The 18,908-nt window shown below is 65.3% G+C and carries 19 protein-coding genes; 6 read left to right on the forward strand and 13 right to left on the reverse strand.

The window, feature by feature from the left end; all coding sequences use genetic code 11:
* Positions 1-3: 3 nt before the first annotated feature.
* From MOK15_RS07795 to MOK15_RS07820, 6 genes are all read right to left on the reverse strand, one after another.
* Positions 4-693, reverse strand: a complete 690-nt coding sequence (locus MOK15_RS07795; protein ID WP_242931077.1) for an amino acid racemase — start codon at positions 691-693, stop codon at positions 4-6.
* 163 nt (positions 694-856) lie between these two features.
* Positions 857-2,278, reverse strand: coding sequence for an NAD(P)(+) transhydrogenase (Re/Si-specific) subunit beta (locus tag MOK15_RS07800; RefSeq protein ID WP_242931078.1), 1,422 nt, complete (start codon positions 2,276-2,278; stop codon positions 857-859).
* The gene (locus MOK15_RS07805) at positions 2,278-2,562 is read right to left on the reverse strand and encodes an NAD(P) transhydrogenase subunit alpha (RefSeq protein WP_242931079.1); all 285 of its coding nucleotides are present in this window, start codon (positions 2,560-2,562) and stop codon (positions 2,278-2,280) included. The genes MOK15_RS07800 and MOK15_RS07805 overlap by 1 nt, the downstream gene beginning before the upstream one ends.
* A 1-nt stretch (position 2,563) precedes the next feature.
* Positions 2,564-2,824, reverse strand: a complete 261-nt coding sequence (locus tag MOK15_RS07810; protein ID WP_242931080.1) for a hypothetical protein — start codon at positions 2,822-2,824, stop codon at positions 2,564-2,566.
* A gap of 53 nt (positions 2,825-2,877) precedes the next feature.
* Positions 2,878-3,999 (reverse strand): NAD(P) transhydrogenase subunit alpha, encoded by a 1,122-nt coding sequence (locus tag MOK15_RS07815; protein WP_242931081.1) that lies wholly within the window; start codon positions 3,997-3,999, stop codon positions 2,878-2,880.
* 36 nt (positions 4,000-4,035) lie between these two features.
* Positions 4,036-4,161 (reverse strand): aa3-type cytochrome c oxidase subunit IV, encoded by a 126-nt coding sequence (locus MOK15_RS07820; protein ID WP_242931082.1) that lies wholly within the window; start codon positions 4,159-4,161, stop codon positions 4,036-4,038.
* A gap of 155 nt (positions 4,162-4,316) precedes the next feature.
* Here MOK15_RS07820 and MOK15_RS07825 point away from each other — a divergent pair, with 155 nt between their 5' ends.
* Together MOK15_RS07825 and MOK15_RS07830 are read left to right on the forward strand one after the other, a co-directional pair.
* Entirely contained in the window at positions 4,317-5,765 is a 1,449-nt protein-coding gene (locus MOK15_RS07825) for a sigma-54 dependent transcriptional regulator (RefSeq protein WP_242931083.1), read from the forward strand.
* Between the two features lie 66 nt (positions 5,766-5,831).
* Positions 5,832-6,464 (forward strand): hypothetical protein, encoded by a 633-nt coding sequence (locus MOK15_RS07830; RefSeq protein ID WP_242931084.1) that lies wholly within the window; start codon positions 5,832-5,834, stop codon positions 6,462-6,464.
* Between the two features lie 6 nt (positions 6,465-6,470).
* On the opposite strand, the gene MOK15_RS07835 is transcribed toward MOK15_RS07830, so the two are convergent.
* Both MOK15_RS07835 and MOK15_RS07840 read right to left on the reverse strand, forming a co-directional pair.
* Positions 6,471-7,289, reverse strand: coding sequence for a hypothetical protein (locus MOK15_RS07835; RefSeq protein WP_242931085.1), 819 nt, complete (start codon positions 7,287-7,289; stop codon positions 6,471-6,473).
* 31 nt (positions 7,290-7,320) lie between these two features.
* The gene (locus tag MOK15_RS07840) at positions 7,321-8,361 is read right to left on the reverse strand and encodes a COX15/CtaA family protein (RefSeq protein WP_242931086.1); all 1,041 of its coding nucleotides are present in this window, start codon (positions 8,359-8,361) and stop codon (positions 7,321-7,323) included.
* A 266-nt stretch (positions 8,362-8,627) separates the two neighbouring features.
* Between MOK15_RS07840 and MOK15_RS07845 the strand changes: the two genes are divergently transcribed.
* The 4 genes from MOK15_RS07845 (at position 8,628) to MOK15_RS07860 (ending at position 13,841) form a co-directional block, all read left to right on the forward strand.
* Complete coding sequence (locus tag MOK15_RS07845) at positions 8,628-10,430, forward strand: IlvD/Edd family dehydratase (protein WP_242931087.1); 1,803 nt, start codon at positions 8,628-8,630, stop codon at positions 10,428-10,430.
* A gap of 153 nt (positions 10,431-10,583) precedes the next feature.
* Positions 10,584-12,161: an aldehyde dehydrogenase (NADP(+)) gene (locus tag MOK15_RS07850; protein WP_242931088.1), complete on the forward strand. Its 1,578-nt coding sequence runs from the start codon at positions 10,584-10,586 to the stop codon at positions 12,159-12,161.
* The gene (locus tag MOK15_RS07855) at positions 12,158-13,081 is read left to right on the forward strand and encodes a Gfo/Idh/MocA family oxidoreductase (protein WP_242931089.1); all 924 of its coding nucleotides are present in this window, start codon (positions 12,158-12,160) and stop codon (positions 13,079-13,081) included. Before MOK15_RS07850 ends, MOK15_RS07855 begins: the two co-directional genes overlap by 4 nt.
* Before the next feature lie 16 nt (positions 13,082-13,097).
* On the forward strand, positions 13,098-13,841 hold the full coding sequence (locus tag MOK15_RS07860; protein ID WP_242932683.1) for an FCD domain-containing protein: 744 nt from the start codon (positions 13,098-13,100) through the stop codon (positions 13,839-13,841).
* 268 nt (positions 13,842-14,109) lie between these two features.
* Here MOK15_RS07860 and urtE read toward each other — a convergent pair whose 3' ends face one another.
* From urtE to urtA, 5 genes are all read right to left on the reverse strand, one after another.
* Positions 14,110-14,826, reverse strand: a complete 717-nt coding sequence (gene urtE / locus MOK15_RS07865) for an urea ABC transporter ATP-binding subunit UrtE (RefSeq protein ID WP_242931090.1) — start codon at positions 14,824-14,826, stop codon at positions 14,110-14,112.
* Positions 14,823-15,581, reverse strand: a complete 759-nt coding sequence (gene urtD / locus MOK15_RS07870; RefSeq protein ID WP_242931091.1) for an urea ABC transporter ATP-binding protein UrtD — start codon at positions 15,579-15,581, stop codon at positions 14,823-14,825. The genes urtE and urtD overlap by 4 nt, the downstream gene beginning before the upstream one ends.
* Positions 15,578-16,606: an urea ABC transporter permease subunit UrtC gene (urtC, locus tag MOK15_RS07875; protein ID WP_242931092.1), complete on the reverse strand. Its 1,029-nt coding sequence runs from the start codon at positions 16,604-16,606 to the stop codon at positions 15,578-15,580. The genes urtD and urtC overlap by 4 nt, the downstream gene beginning before the upstream one ends.
* Complete coding sequence (urtB, locus tag MOK15_RS07880; RefSeq protein WP_242931093.1) at positions 16,599-17,486, reverse strand: urea ABC transporter permease subunit UrtB; 888 nt, start codon at positions 17,484-17,486, stop codon at positions 16,599-16,601. The genes urtC and urtB overlap by 8 nt, the downstream gene beginning before the upstream one ends.
* Before the next feature lie 129 nt (positions 17,487-17,615).
* The gene (gene urtA / locus MOK15_RS07885; RefSeq protein ID WP_242931094.1) at positions 17,616-18,827 is read right to left on the reverse strand and encodes an urea ABC transporter substrate-binding protein; all 1,212 of its coding nucleotides are present in this window, start codon (positions 18,825-18,827) and stop codon (positions 17,616-17,618) included.
* Positions 18,828-18,908: the final 81 nt, after the last annotated feature.

Below are 18,908 nucleotides of genomic sequence, written 5' to 3' on the forward strand. Positions count from 1 at the left end.
CGCTCACCCCAGGATAAACTCCACCCCGGCATTGGCGTGAATGCCGGTGCAGTCGTAGATGGGCAGGACATTGGCCTTCACATCGACAATCAGTTCCAGTTCGGTGCAGGCCAGCACAACCGCCTGCACGTCCTGCTTGGCGATGTCGGTCAGTTCCGACTTCATGTAGCGCTCGGAATCGCGGCTCACCTTGCCCACGGTCAATTCGTCATAGACGATGCGGTCGATCCGTTCGGCCAGTTCCATGTCGGCGGGCAGCAGCGACACGCCATGCGCCACCAGCCGCTGGCGGTAGAATTTCTCGGTCATCACGTTGCGCGTGCCGATCAGCGCCGCTTTCTCGACGCCCTCGGCCTGCATCTTCCTGCCGACCACCTCGGCGATATGGAGGATCGGGATATCGACCGCGCCCTGCACCCGGTCATAGACGCGATACATGGAGTTGGCGCAGATCAGCAGCGCTTCCGCGCCCGCCCCCTCCAGCCGCCGGGCCGCGTCGATCAACTGGACCGCCGCTATATCCCAGTCTTCCTCGGTCGCACAGCCCGCGACGGTGGCGAAGTCCAGGCTCTCGATCAGCAACGGCGCGCTGTGCTGGCCGCCCTTGGCGCGATGCACGGCCTTGTTGATGATCTCATAATAGCGGGCGGTGGACGTCCAGCTTAGACCACCAATCAGGCCGAGTTTGTGCATATCGCTCCGTTACTGGGACGATTTATGAATATACCCAACCCCGTTCGGGCTGAGCCTGTCGAAGCCCCGTCCTTCCCCTATTAAGGAAGAACAGCCCTTCGACAAGCCTGTCCTGCGCTTGTCGAAGGACTCAGGGCGAACGGAAGCTGGATCAATCCGTCGTTTAGTGCGCCAGACCCTTCACGATTTCCTCGACCATCTTCTTGGCGTCGGCCAGCAGCATCATGGTGTTGTCCATGTAGAAGACCTCATTATCGACGCCGGCATAGCCCGCGCCGCCCATGGAGCGCTTCACGAACAGCACCGACTTGGCGTTGGCGACGTCCAGGATCGGCATCCCGTAGATGGGCGACGTCTTGTCGGTCTTGGCCGCCGGGTTGGTCACGTCATTGGCGCCGATGACGAAGGCGACATCGGCCTGGCCGAACTCGCTGTTGATGTCCTCCAGCTCGAACACCTCGTCATAGGGGACGTTCGCTTCGGCCAGCAACACGTTCATATGGCCGGGCATACGCCCCGCGACCGGATGGATCGCATATTTGACGCTGACGCCTTCCTTCTTGAGCAGGTCGGCCATCTCGCGCAGCGCGTGCTGCGCCTGGCTGACCGCCATGCCGTAACCCGGCACGATGATGACGCTGTCCGCCTGTTTCATCAGGAAGGCCGCGTCCTCCGCGCTGCCACGCTTGTAGGGGCGGTCGATCGCCGCCGCGCCGCCGCCGGACGGTCCGGCCTCCGCACCGAAGCCGCCCGCGATCACGCTGATGAAGCTGCGGTTCATCGCCTTGCACATGATGTAGCTCAGGATCGCACCCGAAGACCCTACCAACGCGCCAGTGATAATCATCGCCGTATTGCCCAGGGTGAAGCCCATCGCTGCGGCAGCCCAGCCGGAATAGCTATTCAGCATCGACACGACGACCGGCATGTCCGCGCCGCCGATCGGGATGATGAGCAGGAAACCGATGATGAAGCTCAATGCCGTCACGGTCCAGAATATCCAGGGCGACTGATCCGTCACGAAATAGGCGATCAGCCCCAGGATCGCGGCCAGCATCCCCAGGTTGATGACATGGCGGCCGGGCAGCATGATCGGCTTGCCCGACATATTGCCGTTCAGTTTGAGGAAGGCGATGACCGATCCGGAGAAGGTGATCGCGCCGATCGCGACGCCCAGCCCCATTTCGATCCGGCTGGCATTGTGGATCTCGTCCGTCAGCGGATCGAGAATGCCAAAGGCGCCGGGGTTCAGATAAGCGGCCGCGCCCACCAGCACGGCGGCCATGCCGACCAGGCTGTGGAAGGCCGCGACGAGCTGCGGCATCGCCGTCATCGCGATCCGCCGGGCGATGAGGAAGCCGATGCCGCCGCCCACGATGATGGCGCCGATAATCTCGGGCAGGCTCACTACGTCATGGGTATAGAGCGTCGTGGCGACGGCGATCGCCATGCCCGCCATGCCCATGCGGTTGCCGCGACGGCTGGTGGCGGGACTGGACAGCCCGCGCAACGCCAGGATGAAGAGGATGCCGGCGATCAGATAGGCCAGCGCCACGAAGGGAGAGACAGGAGCAAGCTCGTGCATCACTTGCGCTCCTTCTTCTTGTACATGGCCAACATGCGTTCCGTCACGGCAAAGCCGCCGAAGATGTTGACCGATGCAAAGACCACCGCGACCAGCCCCAGCACCTTGGCCTCGATGCTGCCCGCCTCCGCCGACGCGACCAGCGCGCCGACGATGATGACGGATGAAATGGCGTTGGTGACAGCCATCAACGGCGTATGGAGCGCCGGCGTCACCGACCAGACCACATAATAGCCGACGAAACACGCCAGCACGAAAATCGACAGGATGGCGATGAAGTCCATTCTAGTCCTCCCCCAAAGATTGTTCCGCATCGCGCAGCGCATTGCGATAGCGCAGCACATGCCGTTCATAATGGTCGGCCTCGGCACAAGAACCGGGGCCATCGAGTCGGATGAAGCCGGCTTGTTCCCCGCTCCGCCGCACCAAGGCACGTTCAAGATCCTGATAGCGACGATCCAGCGCCGCCAGTTCAGCTTCTCGACTTGCCTCTCCACAGATGCCGCTTCGCGCGCGCCAGCCTGCTTCATCGGCACGATCGAGCATCAATTTCGCCGGGGACGCACTCGCCGCTAGAGCAAGAGCGATACCCAGCGCGATCATCCCAGCAACCGCTCGTTCACGACCTTCCCGCCCTGCGTCAGGCGGATGGCGTTGCCGATTTCCTCGTCCAGCACGGGCGCATTCTTATCCTTGTCCCAGAAGGCGGACAGGAAATTATACAGGTTGCGCGAGAAGAGCGCCGATGTGTCCGCCGCCAGCCGCGAAGGCACGTTGCGATGGCCGACGATCCTGACGCCGTGGCGCTCGACCACCTCGCCCGCGACCGCGCCCTCGACATTGCCGCCCTGCTCGACCGCCAGGTCGACGATCACGCTGCCCGGCTTCATCGTCGCGACCTGCGCGTCGGTGATGAGGCGCGGCGCGGGACGGCCGGGGATCAAGGCGGTGGTGATGACGATGTCCTGCTTGGCGATATGGCCCGACACCAGTTCCGCCTGCGCGGCCTTATACTCGTCCGACATCTCGGTGGCATAGCCGCCGCTGCCCTCACCCTCGATCCCCGCGACCTTCTCCACGAAGATCGCCTTGGCGCCGAGCGATTCGATCTGCTCCTTCGTCGCGGCCCGCACGTCGGTCGCGCTGACCTGCGCGCCCAGACGGCGCGCGGTGGCGATCGCCTGGAGGCCCGCGACGCCCACGCCCATGACGAAGACCTTGGCCGCCGACACCGTGCCGGCCGCCGTCATCATCATCGGGAAAGCCCTGCCATATTCGGAAGCCGCGTCGAGCACCGCCTTGTAACCGGAGAGGTTCGATTGCGAGGACAGGATATCCATCGACTGGGCGCGGGTGATGCGCGGCATGAACTCCATCGATAGCGCCTCAAACCCGGCAGCAGCATAAGCGTCGATGCGGGCACGATCACCAAATGGGTTAAGTCCTGCCGCGATCCATGCCCCCGACTTCGCTCCAGCCAGGCTTTCCGGGGCAGGCCCCTGCACGCCCAGGATGATGTCCGCGCCCGCCACCGTCGCGCCGCGATCGGCCACCGTCGCGCCGGCCGCCGCATAATCGGCATCGGCAATCGACGCCGTCAGCCCGGCCCCGGCCTCCACCGCCACATCGGCGCCCAATGCCTTGTACTTCTTCACGGTTTCAGGCGTTGCGGCGACCCGTCGTTCGCCTGCCGCCTGTTCCTTCACTATCGCTATTTTCATTCTTGTCGCACCCCCTCCTGATCCTGACTCTCAGCTTTAGCTGGAAATCAGCAGTACGACGATGGCCGCGACGACCACGCTGGCGATGGTGCCCCATTTCATCACGCCGACAAAAGCATGATAGGTTTCGTTCGCGCTTTTTATCTGTCCTTCAGACGACATATTCGCTCCTCTTCCTCTGGTTCTCCGCGGGCCATCTCTTATCCTGTCGCCGCCGCCCCCTCAACCCGCCGGACCACAAGAAAATCTTTCGGAGTTAAGTCCACCTTTACCGCTGCCCATTACCATTGACCGCCGATTGCAATCGAGGGGTAGAAATGGCGCGCGACGGCGTACCGATGCTGATGCTGATCGACGACGAACCGGCGCAACGGCGGCTGGTTTCGGCTCTCGCCGCGCGTGCCGGCTGGCGCACCATCTTCGCGCAGGATGGCGAAACCGCCATAGCGATGCTGGGTACGCAGGACGGAATGCGGCTCGATTCCATCCTGCTCGACCAGTGGAGTCCCGATTATGAGCCGGCTGGCCTGATCCGCGAGATTCGCGCGCGACGCCCGGCGCTCCCCATCCTGATCCTGACTGCCCATAATCATGTGGCGGGCGCGGTCGATGCGATGCGCGCGGGCGCGACGGATTATCTTGCCAAGCCGATCGCCCCGGAACGCCTGCTCGCCGCGCTCAACGCGACGCTGGCGGAAGGCGGTGCGGCAGGCGAACTGCGCCCGCTGACCGAAAAGATCACCGCCCCCCTCTCCTTCGAGGATGTGGTCGGTTCCGCCCCCCGGTTCCGCGCCGCGCTTGCGATCGCGGCCAAGGCGGCCCGCGCCCGCGCGCCCGTCCTGATCGAAGGCGAAAGCGGCGTCGGCAAGGATGTGATCGCCCGCGCCATCCATGCCGCCTCGCCGCGCCACAAGCAGGCGATGGTCACGGTCAATTGCGGCGCCATGCCCGCCAACCTCGTCGAATCGGAACTGTTCGGCCATGAACGGGGCGCCTTCACCGGCGCCTTCGAACGCCATGTCGGCAAATTCGCCAGCGCCGACATGGGCACGATCTTCCTCGACGAGGTCAGCGAAATGCCGCTCGATGCGCAGGTCAAACTGTTGCGCGTCCTGCAGGATGGCGAGGTGCAGCCAATCGGCGCACGCCAACCCGTACATGTCGACGTGCGCGTGATCGCCGCCACCAACAAGCGGCTGATCGACCAGATCGAGGCGGGCCGCTTCCGTGAGGATCTCTATTACCGGCTCAACGTCGTCCAACTGACCATCCCGCCGCTGCGTGAGCGTATGGGCGACATTCCAGCGCTCTGCCGCCATCTGCTCGCCCGCATCGCGACCCAGCCGGGCCTGCGCGGCCTGGGCCTGACCGACGATGCGCTTTCGCTGCTGATGCAGCATCCCTGGCCGGGCAATGTCCGCCAGTTGCAGAACGCCCTGTTCCGCGCCGCCATACTGTGCGAGGGCGACGCGCTGACGCCACAGGATTTCCCGCAGATCGCCGCGCAGATCCGGATCGGGGAAGCCGCCGATCGCATCGCCGCCCGCCCGCGTGTCGTAGGCCAGCCCCATCGCGACGGCGCCGGCATCACCCTGTTCGAAAGCGACGGCCATGTCCGCCAGCTTGCCGAGATCGAGGCCGATGTCATCCGCCTCGCCATCGGCCATTATCGCGGCCGGATGACCGAAGTCGCCCGGCGCCTGGGCATCGGGCGTTCCACCCTCTACCGCAAGCTCGCCGAACTGGGCATCGACAGCGCCGCTTGAACCGGCTGTCGTGCAACCTTGGGCAACAGCGTTGAAATCTGTCCGCGCCTATGCTTTGGACGGATCATGAAACATGCTCCTCTCGCCGTCTGCCTGCCCGTCCTGCTGCTTGCCGCCTGTGGCCGCACCGAACCGGTGGCCGACATGCCAAGCCAGGAGGAACTGGCCGCGGCCGCCAATGCCGCAGCCGCCAACGCAATCGCGAACCAGCAGGCCGACGAAACCCCCGACAGCCGCAACTATGTCAATCTGGCGCACGGCTTTTCAGTCACGCTGCCCGAAGGGTGGGAGAGGGACAAGGCCGCGAGCAATGCCGACGGCGTCGTCTACCAGGACCCCGGCGCCGGTGCCGATGTCCGCATCTTCTGGCAGAAGAATGACCAGAACCAGACGCTCCAGCAGATCGTCAACACGGTCAGCAACGGCGCGGAAGGCGTGGACGGCGATTTCGTCGGCGACAATGAATATCGCGGTACCGCCAATGACGGCGAAGGCAATAATGTCGCCATCCGCCTGCTCCGGCAGCCCGATGGATCGATCGTCACCGCAACCTTCGTCTATCCCGAAATGCTGAGCGAGCAATATCAGGGCATTGCCGAGAAATTGCTGACCAGCCTGCGCGCCTTTGCGCCCCAGGGTCAGGCCGAAAAGGCAGCGGCGGGACCCGCCGAAGCCGCCAACGCTACCGTCCGTCCCTGACCCGCGTCAGCGGACGGCGGCGTCGGTTTCGCGCAATGCGCGCGTTTCGGTAAGGGTTCCGCCGCCCAGCGTTAGGTCGCGGGTCTGATCCTCAACCATGCCGGTCTGCGTGGACAGGCCGTAGCGCACCCGCACCTGCACGCCGTCTCCTGCCAGATTTTCCTCCAGCCGGAACCGTCCACCCTCACGGGCTTCCAGTCGCAGCACGCCTTCGACCTTCACCGGCCGGCCCAGCGGCGATCCGGCCACGGTGCGCACGCCGCGCCCGGCCGCCTCATCCTCCACCTCGCCGCCCGCGAACAGGAACAGCGGCTGATATTCTCCGGCCAGCAGCGCCAACCGTCCCTCCGGGGACAGGCCGGCAAAGAGTGCCTGCACCGCGCTTGCCGCGCGATATTGCGAAGAGCCGGGCGCGAAGCCCTTCATCATCCGCGCCAGCCCTTGGTCGACCGACGCCCAGACCCTGTCCATATCGTCCAGCCCGACGATCTTGCCTGTCGCATCGACACGAAAGCCCATCTCCACGCCGATCAGCGGCGTCAGCGCCGCGCGATAGGATTCGGTCGCGGCCGAAGGCGCGTCGCTGTCGATCGTACGCAGGGCGGCGTGCAGCACATAGCCCCCGCCCGTCCCCTCCGCCCGCTCGAAGCGCAGGCTGCGCGTGGCGCTGAACCGGCTCTGTTGCCCGTCCACGGTGCGATGCTGGTCGATGCGATAGGCGAGGTCGCGGCCGACCGGCGGCGCGAAGGCAATGGGAACAAGTTCGGCGGCGGCGGGCTGCGCCGCCATGGCGAGCAGCATGAGCGGCAGGCTCCACGCCTTCATGACAGGCAATCCCCCTGCGCGAACGGATGGCTCATGCGCGGCGCCGCCCGATGGCGTGGGCGCCCCATGCGGCCGACGCAACCACCAGCGCACCCACCGCCTGGTGCAGCACCGCCAGTGGCAGCGCGATCCCGCTGATGACGGTGGCGATGCCGAGTAGTATCTGCATCCCGACCGTGGCGTTGATCGCGATCGACGGCCCGCGCTGCCTCGCCCGCTTCGCCCGCCGCGCCAGCATCAGCAGCAGCCCGGCCGTCACCCAGGCCCACCAGCGATGGATGAAATGGACCAGATAGGGATCGGAGGAGATGGTCGCCCAGAGCGATCCCGCCCAGCTTATCCCTTCCGGCACCAGATGGTCGTTCATCAACGGCCAGGTGTTGGAGACATAGCCCGCGTCCAGTCCGGCGGTAAATGCGCCGAACAGCAATTGCACGAACAGGACCAGCAGAACGACCAGCGCGAAGGGGCGCAGCCTTGCCGGTCGCGCGGCCCGATAACGCGCCAGCGCCAGCAGGTCGAGCGCGGTCCAGATCAGCCCGCCCATGATGAAGAGGGCCGTCAGCAGATGCACCGCCAGCCGATAATGGCTGACATCGGTACGCACCGACAGACCCGATTCCACCATCCACCAGCCGATTGCGCCCTGCAACCCGCCCAGCGCCAGCAGCGCGGTGAGACGCAATCCATAACCCGCCGGGATCGCGCGCTTCCACGCGAACCAGGTCAACGGCAAGGCGAAGGCGACGCCGATCAACCGCCCCAGCAACCGATGCGCCCATTCCCAGAAGAAGATGAACTGGAAATCGCCGAGGGTCATGCCCCGTTTGATTTCCTTATATTCCGGAATCTGCTGGTAGAGGCGGAACGCCTCCATCCACTGCTCATGGGTCAGCGGCGGGATGGCCCCGCTGATCGGCTTCCATTGGGTGATCGACAGGCCCGATTCGGTCAGGCGGGTAATGCCGCCCACCACCACCATGCAGAAGACCAGGGCCGCCACGGCCAGCAGCCAGCGAGCAATGGCGCGCGGGTTGCCCCCGGCGGACGAACGGAAGGCAGATGCTGTCATCGCCGTTCCATGCGCCGCTGTCCTGCCCGTTTCAAGAGCGCAGATGATGGACAAAAGGTCCATGACGGCGCATCGGCAAAAAATCCCTGCCCGGCATCGGACCATATCGGTTGATGCCGTGGAAAACCGCGCCATGGCCCGACATCCGGCAATGACCGCGATTTTCCTATCTAAGACCTCATGCGTCCTTGAATTTCCATTTGTCTGAGTATATCTGAAGGCCAAGCGCGCGTCATGCGCCCCGCCATTTTCGTCAGGATGCCACAATGAGCGATTCGCCCAAGACTGCCCCGAAGCTGCGCAGCCGCGCCTGGTTCGACAACCCCGACAATATCGATATGACCGCGCTCTATCTTGAGCGTTACCTGAACTTCGGCCTCAGCCTGGACGAACTGCGCAGCGGCAAGCCGATCATCGGCATCGCCCAGACCGGCAGCGACCTCAGCCCATGCAACCGCCATCATATGGTGCTGGCCGAACGCATCCGCGAGGGCATTCGCGAAATGGGCGGCATCGCGCTCGAATTTCCGGTCCATCCGATCCAGGAGACCGGCAAGCGCCCGACCGCCGGCCTTGACCGCAACCTCGCCTATCTGGGCCTGGTCGAAGCAATCTATGGCTACCCCCTCGACGGCGTGGTGCTGACCACGGGCTGCGACAAGACGACCCCGGCGCTGCTGATGGCCGCCGCCACCGTCAACATCCCGGCGATCGCCCTGTCGGTCGGCCCGATGCTCAATGGCTGGCACAAGGGCGAGCGCACCGGTTCGGGCACCATCGTCTGGCACGCGCGCCAGTTGCTGGCCGCCGGCAAGATCGACGATGAAGGCTTCATCAAGCTCGTCGCCTCCTCGGCCCCGTCGACCGGCTATTGCAACACCATGGGCACGGCATCGACCATGAACAGCCTGGCCGAAGCGCTGGGCATGATGCTGCCCGGTTCGGCGGCGATCCCCGCCCCCTATCGCGATCGGCAGGAAGTCGCCTATCTGACCGGCAAGCGCATCGTCGACATGGTCGCCGAAGACCTCAAGCCCTCGGACATCCTGACCCTCGACGCCTTCCACAATGCCATCGTGGTCAACTCGGCGATCGGCGGATCGACCAACGCGCCGATCCACCTGGCCGCCATCGCCCGCCATATCGGCGTCGACCTGCCGCTCAAGGATTGGGAGACGGTCGGGCACAAGGTGCCGCTGCTGGTCAACCTCCAGCCCGCCGGCGAATATCTGGGCGAGGATTATTATCGCGCCGGCGGCGTTCCCGCCGTCGTCAGCCAGCTTATCGAGCAAGGCCTGATCCGCGAAGGCGCGATGACCGTCAACGGCAAGACCATGGGCGAAAATTGCAAGGGCGTGGAGATTGAGGATGAAAAGGTCATCCGTCCCTTCGCCCAGCCGCTGGTCGAGGAAGCCGGCTTCCTGGTCCTGTCGGGCAATCTGTTCGACGCCGCGGTCATGAAGACCAGCGTCATCAGCGACGAGTTCCGCAACCGCTATCTGTCCAACCCCGACGATCCCGAAGCCTTTGAAGGCCCGGCAGTCGTGTTCGACGGCCCGGAGGATTATCACCACCGCATCGACGATCCGGCCACCGGCATCACCGCCGACACGCTGCTGTTCATGCGCGGCGCGGGTCCGATCGGCTATCCCGGCGCGGCCGAGGTCGTGAACATGCGCCCGCCCGCCTATCTCATCACCGAAGGCGTATCCGCCCTGCCCTGCATCGGCGACGGTCGCCAGTCGGGTACGTCGGGCAGCCCGTCGATCCTCAACGCCTCGCCCGAAGCGGCGGCGATGGGCGGCCTGGCGCTGCTGGAAACCGGCGATCGCGTCCGCATGGACCTGAAGGCCGGCACCGTGAACGTCCTCATCCCCGACGCGGAACTGGCCGATCGCCGAGCGAAGCTGGAGGCGGCGGGCGGTTTCCAATATCCCGCATCGCAGACCCCCTGGCAGGAAATCCAGCGCTCGGTCGTGGGCCAGATGAACACCGGCGCCATCCTGGAAGGCGCGGAGAAATATCAGCGCATCGCCCAGACCATGGGCCTGCCGCGCGACAACCACTGATCCACGCACTGCCCATTGAAAGGATGGGGATGGCTATCCATCTCACGGCCTCCCCATCCTCGCCATTTTTGCATCACTTGTGCCGCAAATCGATCAGCTCTTATCGGCGCGATCGTCTAGCCAGACCATTCTGACCCCCTTCAGGAGATAGCCATGTTCAACGGAGCCATCCTTATCGGCGCGAGCGAGCGCAGCGGCGGCGAGCCTTTCTACGCCATCAACCCGGCCACCGGCGGAAAGGGCGACGTCGCCTTTTCCAGCGCCATGCCCGCTGAGGTCGAGGAAGCCGCCGCGCTGGCCGACGCCGCGTTCGAAAGCTTCTCCACCCTGTCGCCCGACGCCCGCGCGACCTTCCTGGAAAATGTCGCCGACAATATCGTCGGCATCGGCGACCTGCTGATCGAAACCGCCATGGCCGAAACCGGCCTGCCCCGCGCCCGGCTGGAGGGCGAGCGTGGCCGCACCGTCGGCCAGCTCCGCCTGTTCGCCTCTTATGTCCGTCTCGGTGACTGGCTCGACGCCACCATCGACAAGGCGCTGCCGGATCGCGCGCCGCTGCCGCGCGCCGACCTGCGCCGCGTCAACCATTCGGTCGGCCCGGTCGCCGTCTTCGGCGCGTCCAACTTCCCGCTCGCCTTCTCGGTCGCGGGCGGTGACACCGCCTCCGCCTTCGCCGCCGGTTCGCCCGTCATCGTCAAGGGCCACAGCGCCCATCCCGGCACCGGCGAACTGGTCGCCCGCGCCATCCAGGCGGCAGTCAAGTCGCTTGGCCTGCATGAGGGCGTCTTCTCCTACCTGCCGGGCGCCAATCGCGCGCTGGGCGGTTCACTGGTCGCCGACCATCGCATCAAGGCCGTCGGCTTCACCGGCTCGCGCGGTGGCGGCACGGCACTGATGAAGATCGCGGCCGAACGCGCCGAACCGATCCCGGTCTATGCCGAAATGTCGTCGATCAACCCGGTCGTGCTGCTGCCCGGCGCGCTGGCGGCGAAGGCCGAAGCACTCGGCACCGCCTTTGTCGGTTCGCTGACCATGGGTTCGGGCCAGTTCTGCACCAACCCCGGCCTGGTCATCGCGCTCGACGGCCCCGATCTCGACACCTTCGTCGCTGCTGCCGCCGCCGCCCTGTCGGGCGCCGCGCCGCAGGTCATGCTGACGCCGGGCATCCACGACGCCTATGAAAAGGGCGTCGCCGCCCTGGTCGGCGCCGATGGCGTCACCACCGTCGCCCGCGGCACCGAGCCGGAAGGCGTCAACCGTGGCCAGGCCGCCTTCTTCGCGACCGACAGCGCGACCTTCTCGTCCAACCCGGTGCTGGCGGAAGAAGTCTTCGGCTCCTCCTCGGTCCTCATCAAATGCTCCAGCATTGAGGAAATCATCGCGACCATCGCGGGCCTGGAAGGTCAGCTTACCGCGACGCTCCAGATCGGCGAAGGCGATGAAGGCGATGCCGCAAAGCTGCTGCCCACCTTGTCCCGCAAGGTCGGCCGCATCCTGACCAACGGCTGGCCGACCGGCGTCGAAGTGACCCATGCCATGGTGCATGGCGGTCCCTTCCCGTCGACCGCCGATGGCCGTTCGACCTCGGTCGGCACGCTGGCGATGATGCGCTTCCTGCGCCCCGTCTGCTATCAGGACGTGCCCGATGCGCTGCTGCCCGCCGCGCTGCAAAACGCCAACCCCTGGAGCCTGACGCGCCGCGTGGAAGGCAAGCTGGAAGTCGCCGCATGACGATCCGGGCCGGTCTCGTCGGCCTCGGCAAGATCGCGCGCGACCAGCACCTGCCCGCGATCGAGAAGATCGACGGCATCGAACTGGTCGCCATCGCCAGCCGCAACGCGCAGGGTGAAGGGGTAAATAATTACCCCGACCTCGGCGCGATGCTGGCGGGCGAAGCCGACATGGATGCCGTCATCCTCTGCCAGCCGCCGCAGGTCCGCTACCAGGCGGCCCGGCAGGCGCTGCTGGCGGGCAAGCATGTCTTCCTGGAAAAGCCGCCGGGCGCGACCGTGTCCGAAGTGGAGGCGCTGACCGCGCTGGCGAAAGCGCAGGGCGTCACGCTCTATGCAAGCTGGCACAGCCGTTACGCCGCCGCCGTCGCCCAGGCCAAGGCGTGGATCGCGCAGCGCAAGGTGGAGCGCATCTCGATCCAGTGGCGCGAGGATGTCCGTCACTGGCATCCCGGCCAGCCCTGGATCTGGGAAGCGGGCGGTTTCGGCGTGTTCGATCCGGGCATCAACGCCCTGTCGATCCTGACCGAAATCGTGCCGGAACCCGTCACCGTCCTGTCAGCCAGCCTTGAGGTGCCGTCCAACAAGGATGCGCCGATCGGCGCGACGCTGGCCATGGCCACCGCATCGGGCGCGCCGATCGACACCGTGTTCGACTGGCGCCAGACCGGCCCCCAGACCTGGGACATCGCGGTCGAAACCGACAAGGGCAGCCTGCTCCTGTCCGAGGGCGGCAATACGCTGCGTCTCGACGGCGAAGTGCAGCTAAAGGCGCCGGACGAGGAATATCCGACCATGTACCGCCGCTTCGTCGGCCTGGTGGCGGACAAGGCTATCGACGCCGACACCGCGCCGCTGCGACTGGTAGCGGACGCCTTCCTTTGTGGGCGACATTGTCCTACGGCTGCATTCGAGGACTGAACATAAGGGGAAGATGATGGGGAGCGAGCGAAAGGACCGGCCGGAACGCAAGTTCGGATCGGACGAAGGCTCGCTCCGCATCCATCAGGCGATCGCCCGCGACCTGGGCACCGCCATCCTGACCGGCAAGCACAAGCCCGGCGACCTGTTCGAAGGGGAGATAGAGGCGGCCGAACGCCTCCATGTCTCCCGCACCGCCTATCGCGAGGCGGTGCGCATCCTGATTGCCAAGGGAATGTTGGAAAGCCGCCCCAAGGCCGGCACCCGCGTCCTGCCCCGCGCGCGCTGGAATGTGCTGGACCCCGAAATGCTTGCCTGGATGTTTGCGGGGGAACCGGACGCCAGTTTCATCCGCGACCTGTTCGAATTGCGCGGCGTGATCGAACCCGCCGCTGCGGAATTCGCCGCCCGCCGCCGCACCGACGAGCAACTGGCGGTGATGGACACGGCGCTCGCCGAAATGGCCCGCTATGGCCTGTCCACGCCCGAAGGCCGCGCCGCCGACCAGCGTTTCCACCACGCCATCCTCGCCGCCGCGCATAATGACGCGCTGGAGGCGCTGGCGAGTTCGGTGGGCGCGGCGGTAAGCTGGACCACCACCTTCAAACATCGCAAGAAGCTGATGCCACGCGACCCCCTGCCCGACCACCAGGCCGTCCACCGCGCCATCGCCGCCCGCGACACAGCCGCCGCGCGCAACAGCATGGCGGAATTGCTGCGCCTGGCGCTGGCGGACATGGACATCGCGCTGTCGGAATAGGGATATACGGAAGGCTTACTATTTCCGTCATCCCCGCCTTCGCGGGGATGACGGTATTTTTGTTATGCTTTCCTACGGCGGATCGACATTCACAGTTTTGGCGCTTCCCAGGCCGTCATGCCGGACCTGATCCGGCATCCAGGGTCACAAAAGGTGTCGCCTGCGACTCTGGATGCCGGATCAAGCCTGCCCTGAGCTTGTCGAAGGGTCCGGCATGACGTTGAAAATGAGGCTGAGGCTTCCGCTTTAACCTGAATGTCCATCAGTCCTAAATCTGCACCAGATGCGCGACATCCTTGGCGCTCTCATCCGCAATGGCGCCCTGGCGAATGATCCGGCCATTCTGCATCGCGCTGTAGCGGTCGGCGAAGCGCCAGACGAAATCGAGATATTGCTCCACCACCAGCACAGTCATGCCCAGTTCGTCGCGGACATGGACCAGCGCCGCCTCGATCTGCTGCACGACATTGGGCTGGATGCCCTCGGTCGGCTCGTCCAGCAGCAGCAGGCTGGGTTCGCCCGCCAGCGCGCGGCCGATGGCCAATTGCTGCTGCTCGCCGCCCGACAGGAAGCCAGCGGCGCGGGCGCGGATATCCCACAGCTTGGGGAAAAGATCGAAGATATGCTGCGGCACCCCGGTTCCGCTTTTGCCACGTCCCGCCAGCGCCGACAGGCCCGTCTCCAGATTTTCCATGACGGTCAGTTGCGGGAAGACATGCCGCCCCTGCGGCACGAAGCCGATGCCCGCGCGCGCCCTTTTATGCGCGGGCAATGTGCTGATGTCGGTCCCGTCGAACCGGATCGTCCCGCCGATCGCGGGGCGTGTTCCCATGATCGCGTGCAGCAAAGTCGTCTTGCCCACGCCATTGCGGCCGATCAGCGCCATGACCTTGCCACGCTCCAGCGACAGGTCGACGTCCCACAGCACCTGGCTCTGGCCATAGGCGCTCGACAGGCCGGTGATGCCGATCAGCGGCGCGCTCATGCGGTGTGGCCCAGATAGACGGCGGCGACTTCGGGGTCGGCGCGCACCTCGGCGATGCTGCCCTGCTTCAGGAATTTGCCCTGGTGCATGACGGTGACGGGGGCGGCAAGCTGTTCGACAAAGCTCATGTCATGATCGATGACGAGGACGGTGCGGCTGGCGCCAAGGCCCAGGATCAGTTGCGCGGTGCGGCTGGTTTCGGCCGGTCCCATGCCCGCGGTCGGCTCGTCCAGCAGCAGCAGTTCCGCGCCGGTCGCCATCACCATCGCGATTTCCAGCCATTGCTTCTCGCCGTGGGAGAGCGTGCCCGCCTCCACATCGGCGCGATGGGTCAGCGCAACCGTCTCCAATGCTTCTTCCACCGCCTCACGCTCGGCGGTCGGGATACCGGTGCCCAGACTCTTCCACCAACGGCGGTCGCGGCGGGCGGCGAGCGCCAGATTGTCGCGCACGCTGAGGGTCGGCAGCACGCCGGGCGCCTGGAACTTGCGGCAGATGCCGCGCGCGACGATCGTCTGTTCGGGCAGGCGCTGGATCTCCTCACCCTTGAAGATTACACGGCCTTCGCTGGGGCGGACGCGGCCGATGATCGTGTCGCACAGGGTCGACTTGCCCGCACCATTGGGGCCGATCACCACGCGGGTTTCGCCGCGATTGAGCGTCATGCTGAAATTGTCGAGCGCCTTGAAGCCGCTATAGTCGATGGTGACGCCATCGACGCTGAGCAGCAGGTCGGAGACGGCTGAACCGCTCATGCCGCCTTTCCTTTCGCAAGGCCGGCGAGGCCCTGTGGCAACAGGGTAACGACGAAGATGAAAAGCGCGCCCATCAGATAGAGCCAGAGTTCGGGGAAGGCGCTGGACACCGCGTCGCGCGCGAAGTTGACCAGCAGCGCGCCGACGATCGCGCCCGCCAGACTGTAGCGCCCGCCGATCGCGACCCACACGACCATCTCGATCGAGGGGACGACACCGATCAAGGCGGGTGAGACGACCCCGGCGTGAAGGGTGAAGAGCGCGCCGCCGATGCCCGCCAGCATCGCGGCTATGGCGAAAGCGACGACCTTGAACGGCGTCGGGCTGTAGCCGAGGAAGCGGACGCGATTCTCGCCGTCGCGCGCGGCGCGCAGCAATATGCCAAAGCGCGAGGCGAGCAGCCAGCGCAGGCCGATGAAGGCCACGCATAGGATCGCCAGCGTCACCCAGTAGAGCACCGGTCCCGTTCCGGGGCTGGAAAGGCCGAAGCCGAAGACGGACGTGAAATCGGTCAGGCCGTTGAAGCCGCCGGTCACGTCCTGCCGACTGATGATGAGGGTGGAGAAGGCGAGCGCCAGCGCCTGTGTAATCAGCGCGAAATAGGTGCCACCGACGCGGCGGTGGAACACGGCCCAGGAAAAGAGCGCGCCCGCCAGCGTCGGCACGATCAGGATCGCCGCGATGGTGAAGGCTGGGCTGGTGAAGGGTTCCCACCAGAGGGGCAGGCTTTCCCGCCCGCTCCACAGCATGAAGTCGGGAATCTGCCCTTGCGGCAGGTCCGCCAGCTTCATATGGATGGCGATGGCATAGCCGCCCAGGCCGAAGAACACGCCCTGCCCCAGGCTCAATATGCCGCCATGCCCCCAGATCAGCACCAGCCCGAGGGCGAGGATGCCCATCGCCATGAAGCGGGCGAGCAGGTTGAGATCATAGGAGGACAGCGCGAAAGGCGCGACCAACCCAAGCGCCAGCAACAGCCAGGGCAGGATCGGTTTCAAAGGGTCAAGGCGGGACAAATCAGGCATCGAGTTGGCGGGTCTTTACGGCGACGACACCCTGCGGGCGCACCTGGATGAAGAGGATGACGAAAACGAGCAGCAGCATCTGGGCGACGCTGACATCGACGAAAATCTGCGCCAGCGCGGCGAAGAGGCCAAGGATGATCGCGGACGCCGTGGTGCCGACGATACTGCCCAGGCCACCCATCACAACGACGAGGAAGGCGGGGATGATATAGCTTTGCCCGACATTGGGGGTGACGGGGCCGAGCAGCGCCAGCATCACGCCCGCCAGCCCCGCGACGCCGGAGCCGAGGCAGAAGACGGTAAAGTCCACCCGCCTGACGCCGACGCCCACGGCCGACGCCATCATCCGGTCCTGGTTCACCGCACGGACCAGCAGGCCGATACGGGTCTTCAGGAGCAGCAGGGCGAGCGCGCCCAGCACCAGCGCGGCGATCAGGATGATGAAGAGGCGCGCCGAAGGCAGGGTGATGCCCGCCAGCGTGAAGCTGCCTGACAGCCATTCGGGCGCGCGCACCTCCACGCCGATCGCGCCGAACAGGTCACGGGCGCCCTGTTGCAGGATCAGGCTGACACCCCAGGTCGCGAGCAAGGTGTCGAGCGGGCGAGCAGACAGGCGGCGGATCAGCGTGGACTGGATAAGCCCCCCCATCGCCGCCGCGCCGATAAAGGCGACCGGGATGGCGAGAATGATGCCCAAAGCGCCCGGCACCACCAGCAACGTCATCCAGGCGAGATAGCCGCCCAGCATCAGCATCTCGCCATGCGCCATGTTGATGACGCGCATCAGGCCAAAGGACAGCGCGAGGCCCAGCGCGGCTAGCAGGTACAGCGAGGCCAGCGAAGCGCCGTTGAAGAGCTGGTTGAGGAAAAGGGCGTCCATAAATCTACCTATTCCCCTCCCTTTCAAGGGAGGGGTTAGGGGTGGGTAGCCTCCGTAGGAGGCTCGCTGCGCTCACCACCCACCCCCGGCCCCTCCCTGGAAGGGAGGGGAGTAAGAAGCGGCCCGCCCTCAAAGCCTGCAACTCTTGCCCGGAAACGCCAGCGCGTCATAAGGCTCCGGCGCGATGTCCTTGCCGCTGTCGGCAATGATCTCGAACTGGCCGTCGGCCTTCAGCTTGCCGATATAGGCCTTCTGCACCAGGCTCTGGTTGGCGGCGAAGCTAACCTTGCCCATCGGCGTGTCGAAACCGCCCAGCGACGCCGCCGCCTTGCGCACGGCATCGGGATCGAAGCTTTTCGCCTTCTCGACCGCCGCCTTCCACGCATAGACGTCGAGATAGCCGTGGACCATCGGGTCGGTGATCGCGGCGTCCTTGCCGAACTTCGCCTTGTAGGCGGCGATGAACTTGCTGTTCGCATCGCTCGGCAGGCTCTGGAAATAGTTCCAGGCGGCGTAACTGCCCTCGACCAGGCCCGCGCCCATCGCCTGCGCTTCCTGCTCGCCGATCGAGAAGGACATGACCGGCAGCGTCTTGGGGCTGATGCCCGCGGCTTGGAGTTGCTTGAAGAAGGCGACGTTGCTGTCGCCGTTCAGCGTGTTGATGATGATGGCGGGCTTGGCTTGGCTGATCTTCGCGATCACGCCGGAAAAGTCGGTGCCGCCCAAAGGCACATAGGCCTCGCCCAGCACCTTCATCCCGTCCTTCTCGATATGCTTTTTCAGGATCAGGTTGGCGGTGCGGGGATAGACGTAATCAGACCCGACCAGGAAATAGCTCTTATAACCCTGCTTCACCGCCCATTCGAGCGCGGGCAGCGCCTGCTGGTTGGGCTGGGCGCCCGAATACATGATGTTGGGCGAACATTCATTGCCCTCGAACTGCACCGGATACCAGAGCAGGTTCTTGGTGCGCTCGAATACCGGCAGCATCGCCTTGCGGCTGGCGGAGGTCCAGCCGCCGAACACGGTCGACACGCCGTCGCTCTCGATCAGCTTCGACGCCTTCTGCGCGAAGGTGGAGGGATCGGATGCGCCATCTTCCACCAGCGCATTGATCTTCTTGCCCATGACTCCGCCGGTCGCGTTGATCTCCTCGATCGCCAGCATTTCGGCATTCTTCACCGTGATTTCGCTGATCGCCATCGTGCCGGTCAGCGACTGGAGCACGCCCACCGACACACTGTCGCCCGTCGGTGTATTCGAACCGCCGCCGCCCGAACAGGCGGTCAGCGCCAGAGCGCAGGAGGCGGTGGCAAGCATAAGCAGCCTGGAACGGATCATGATGTGAAGATCTCCCATGGCAGGCCATGTGGCGGCGCTGCGGCAATTCGGTCGCTCAAAGGCTATGGAAAGCCCGCAAGC

The organism is Sphingobium sp. BYY-5 (genome assembly GCF_022758885.1).
Lineage (GTDB): Bacteria > Pseudomonadota > Alphaproteobacteria > Sphingomonadales > Sphingomonadaceae > Sphingobium.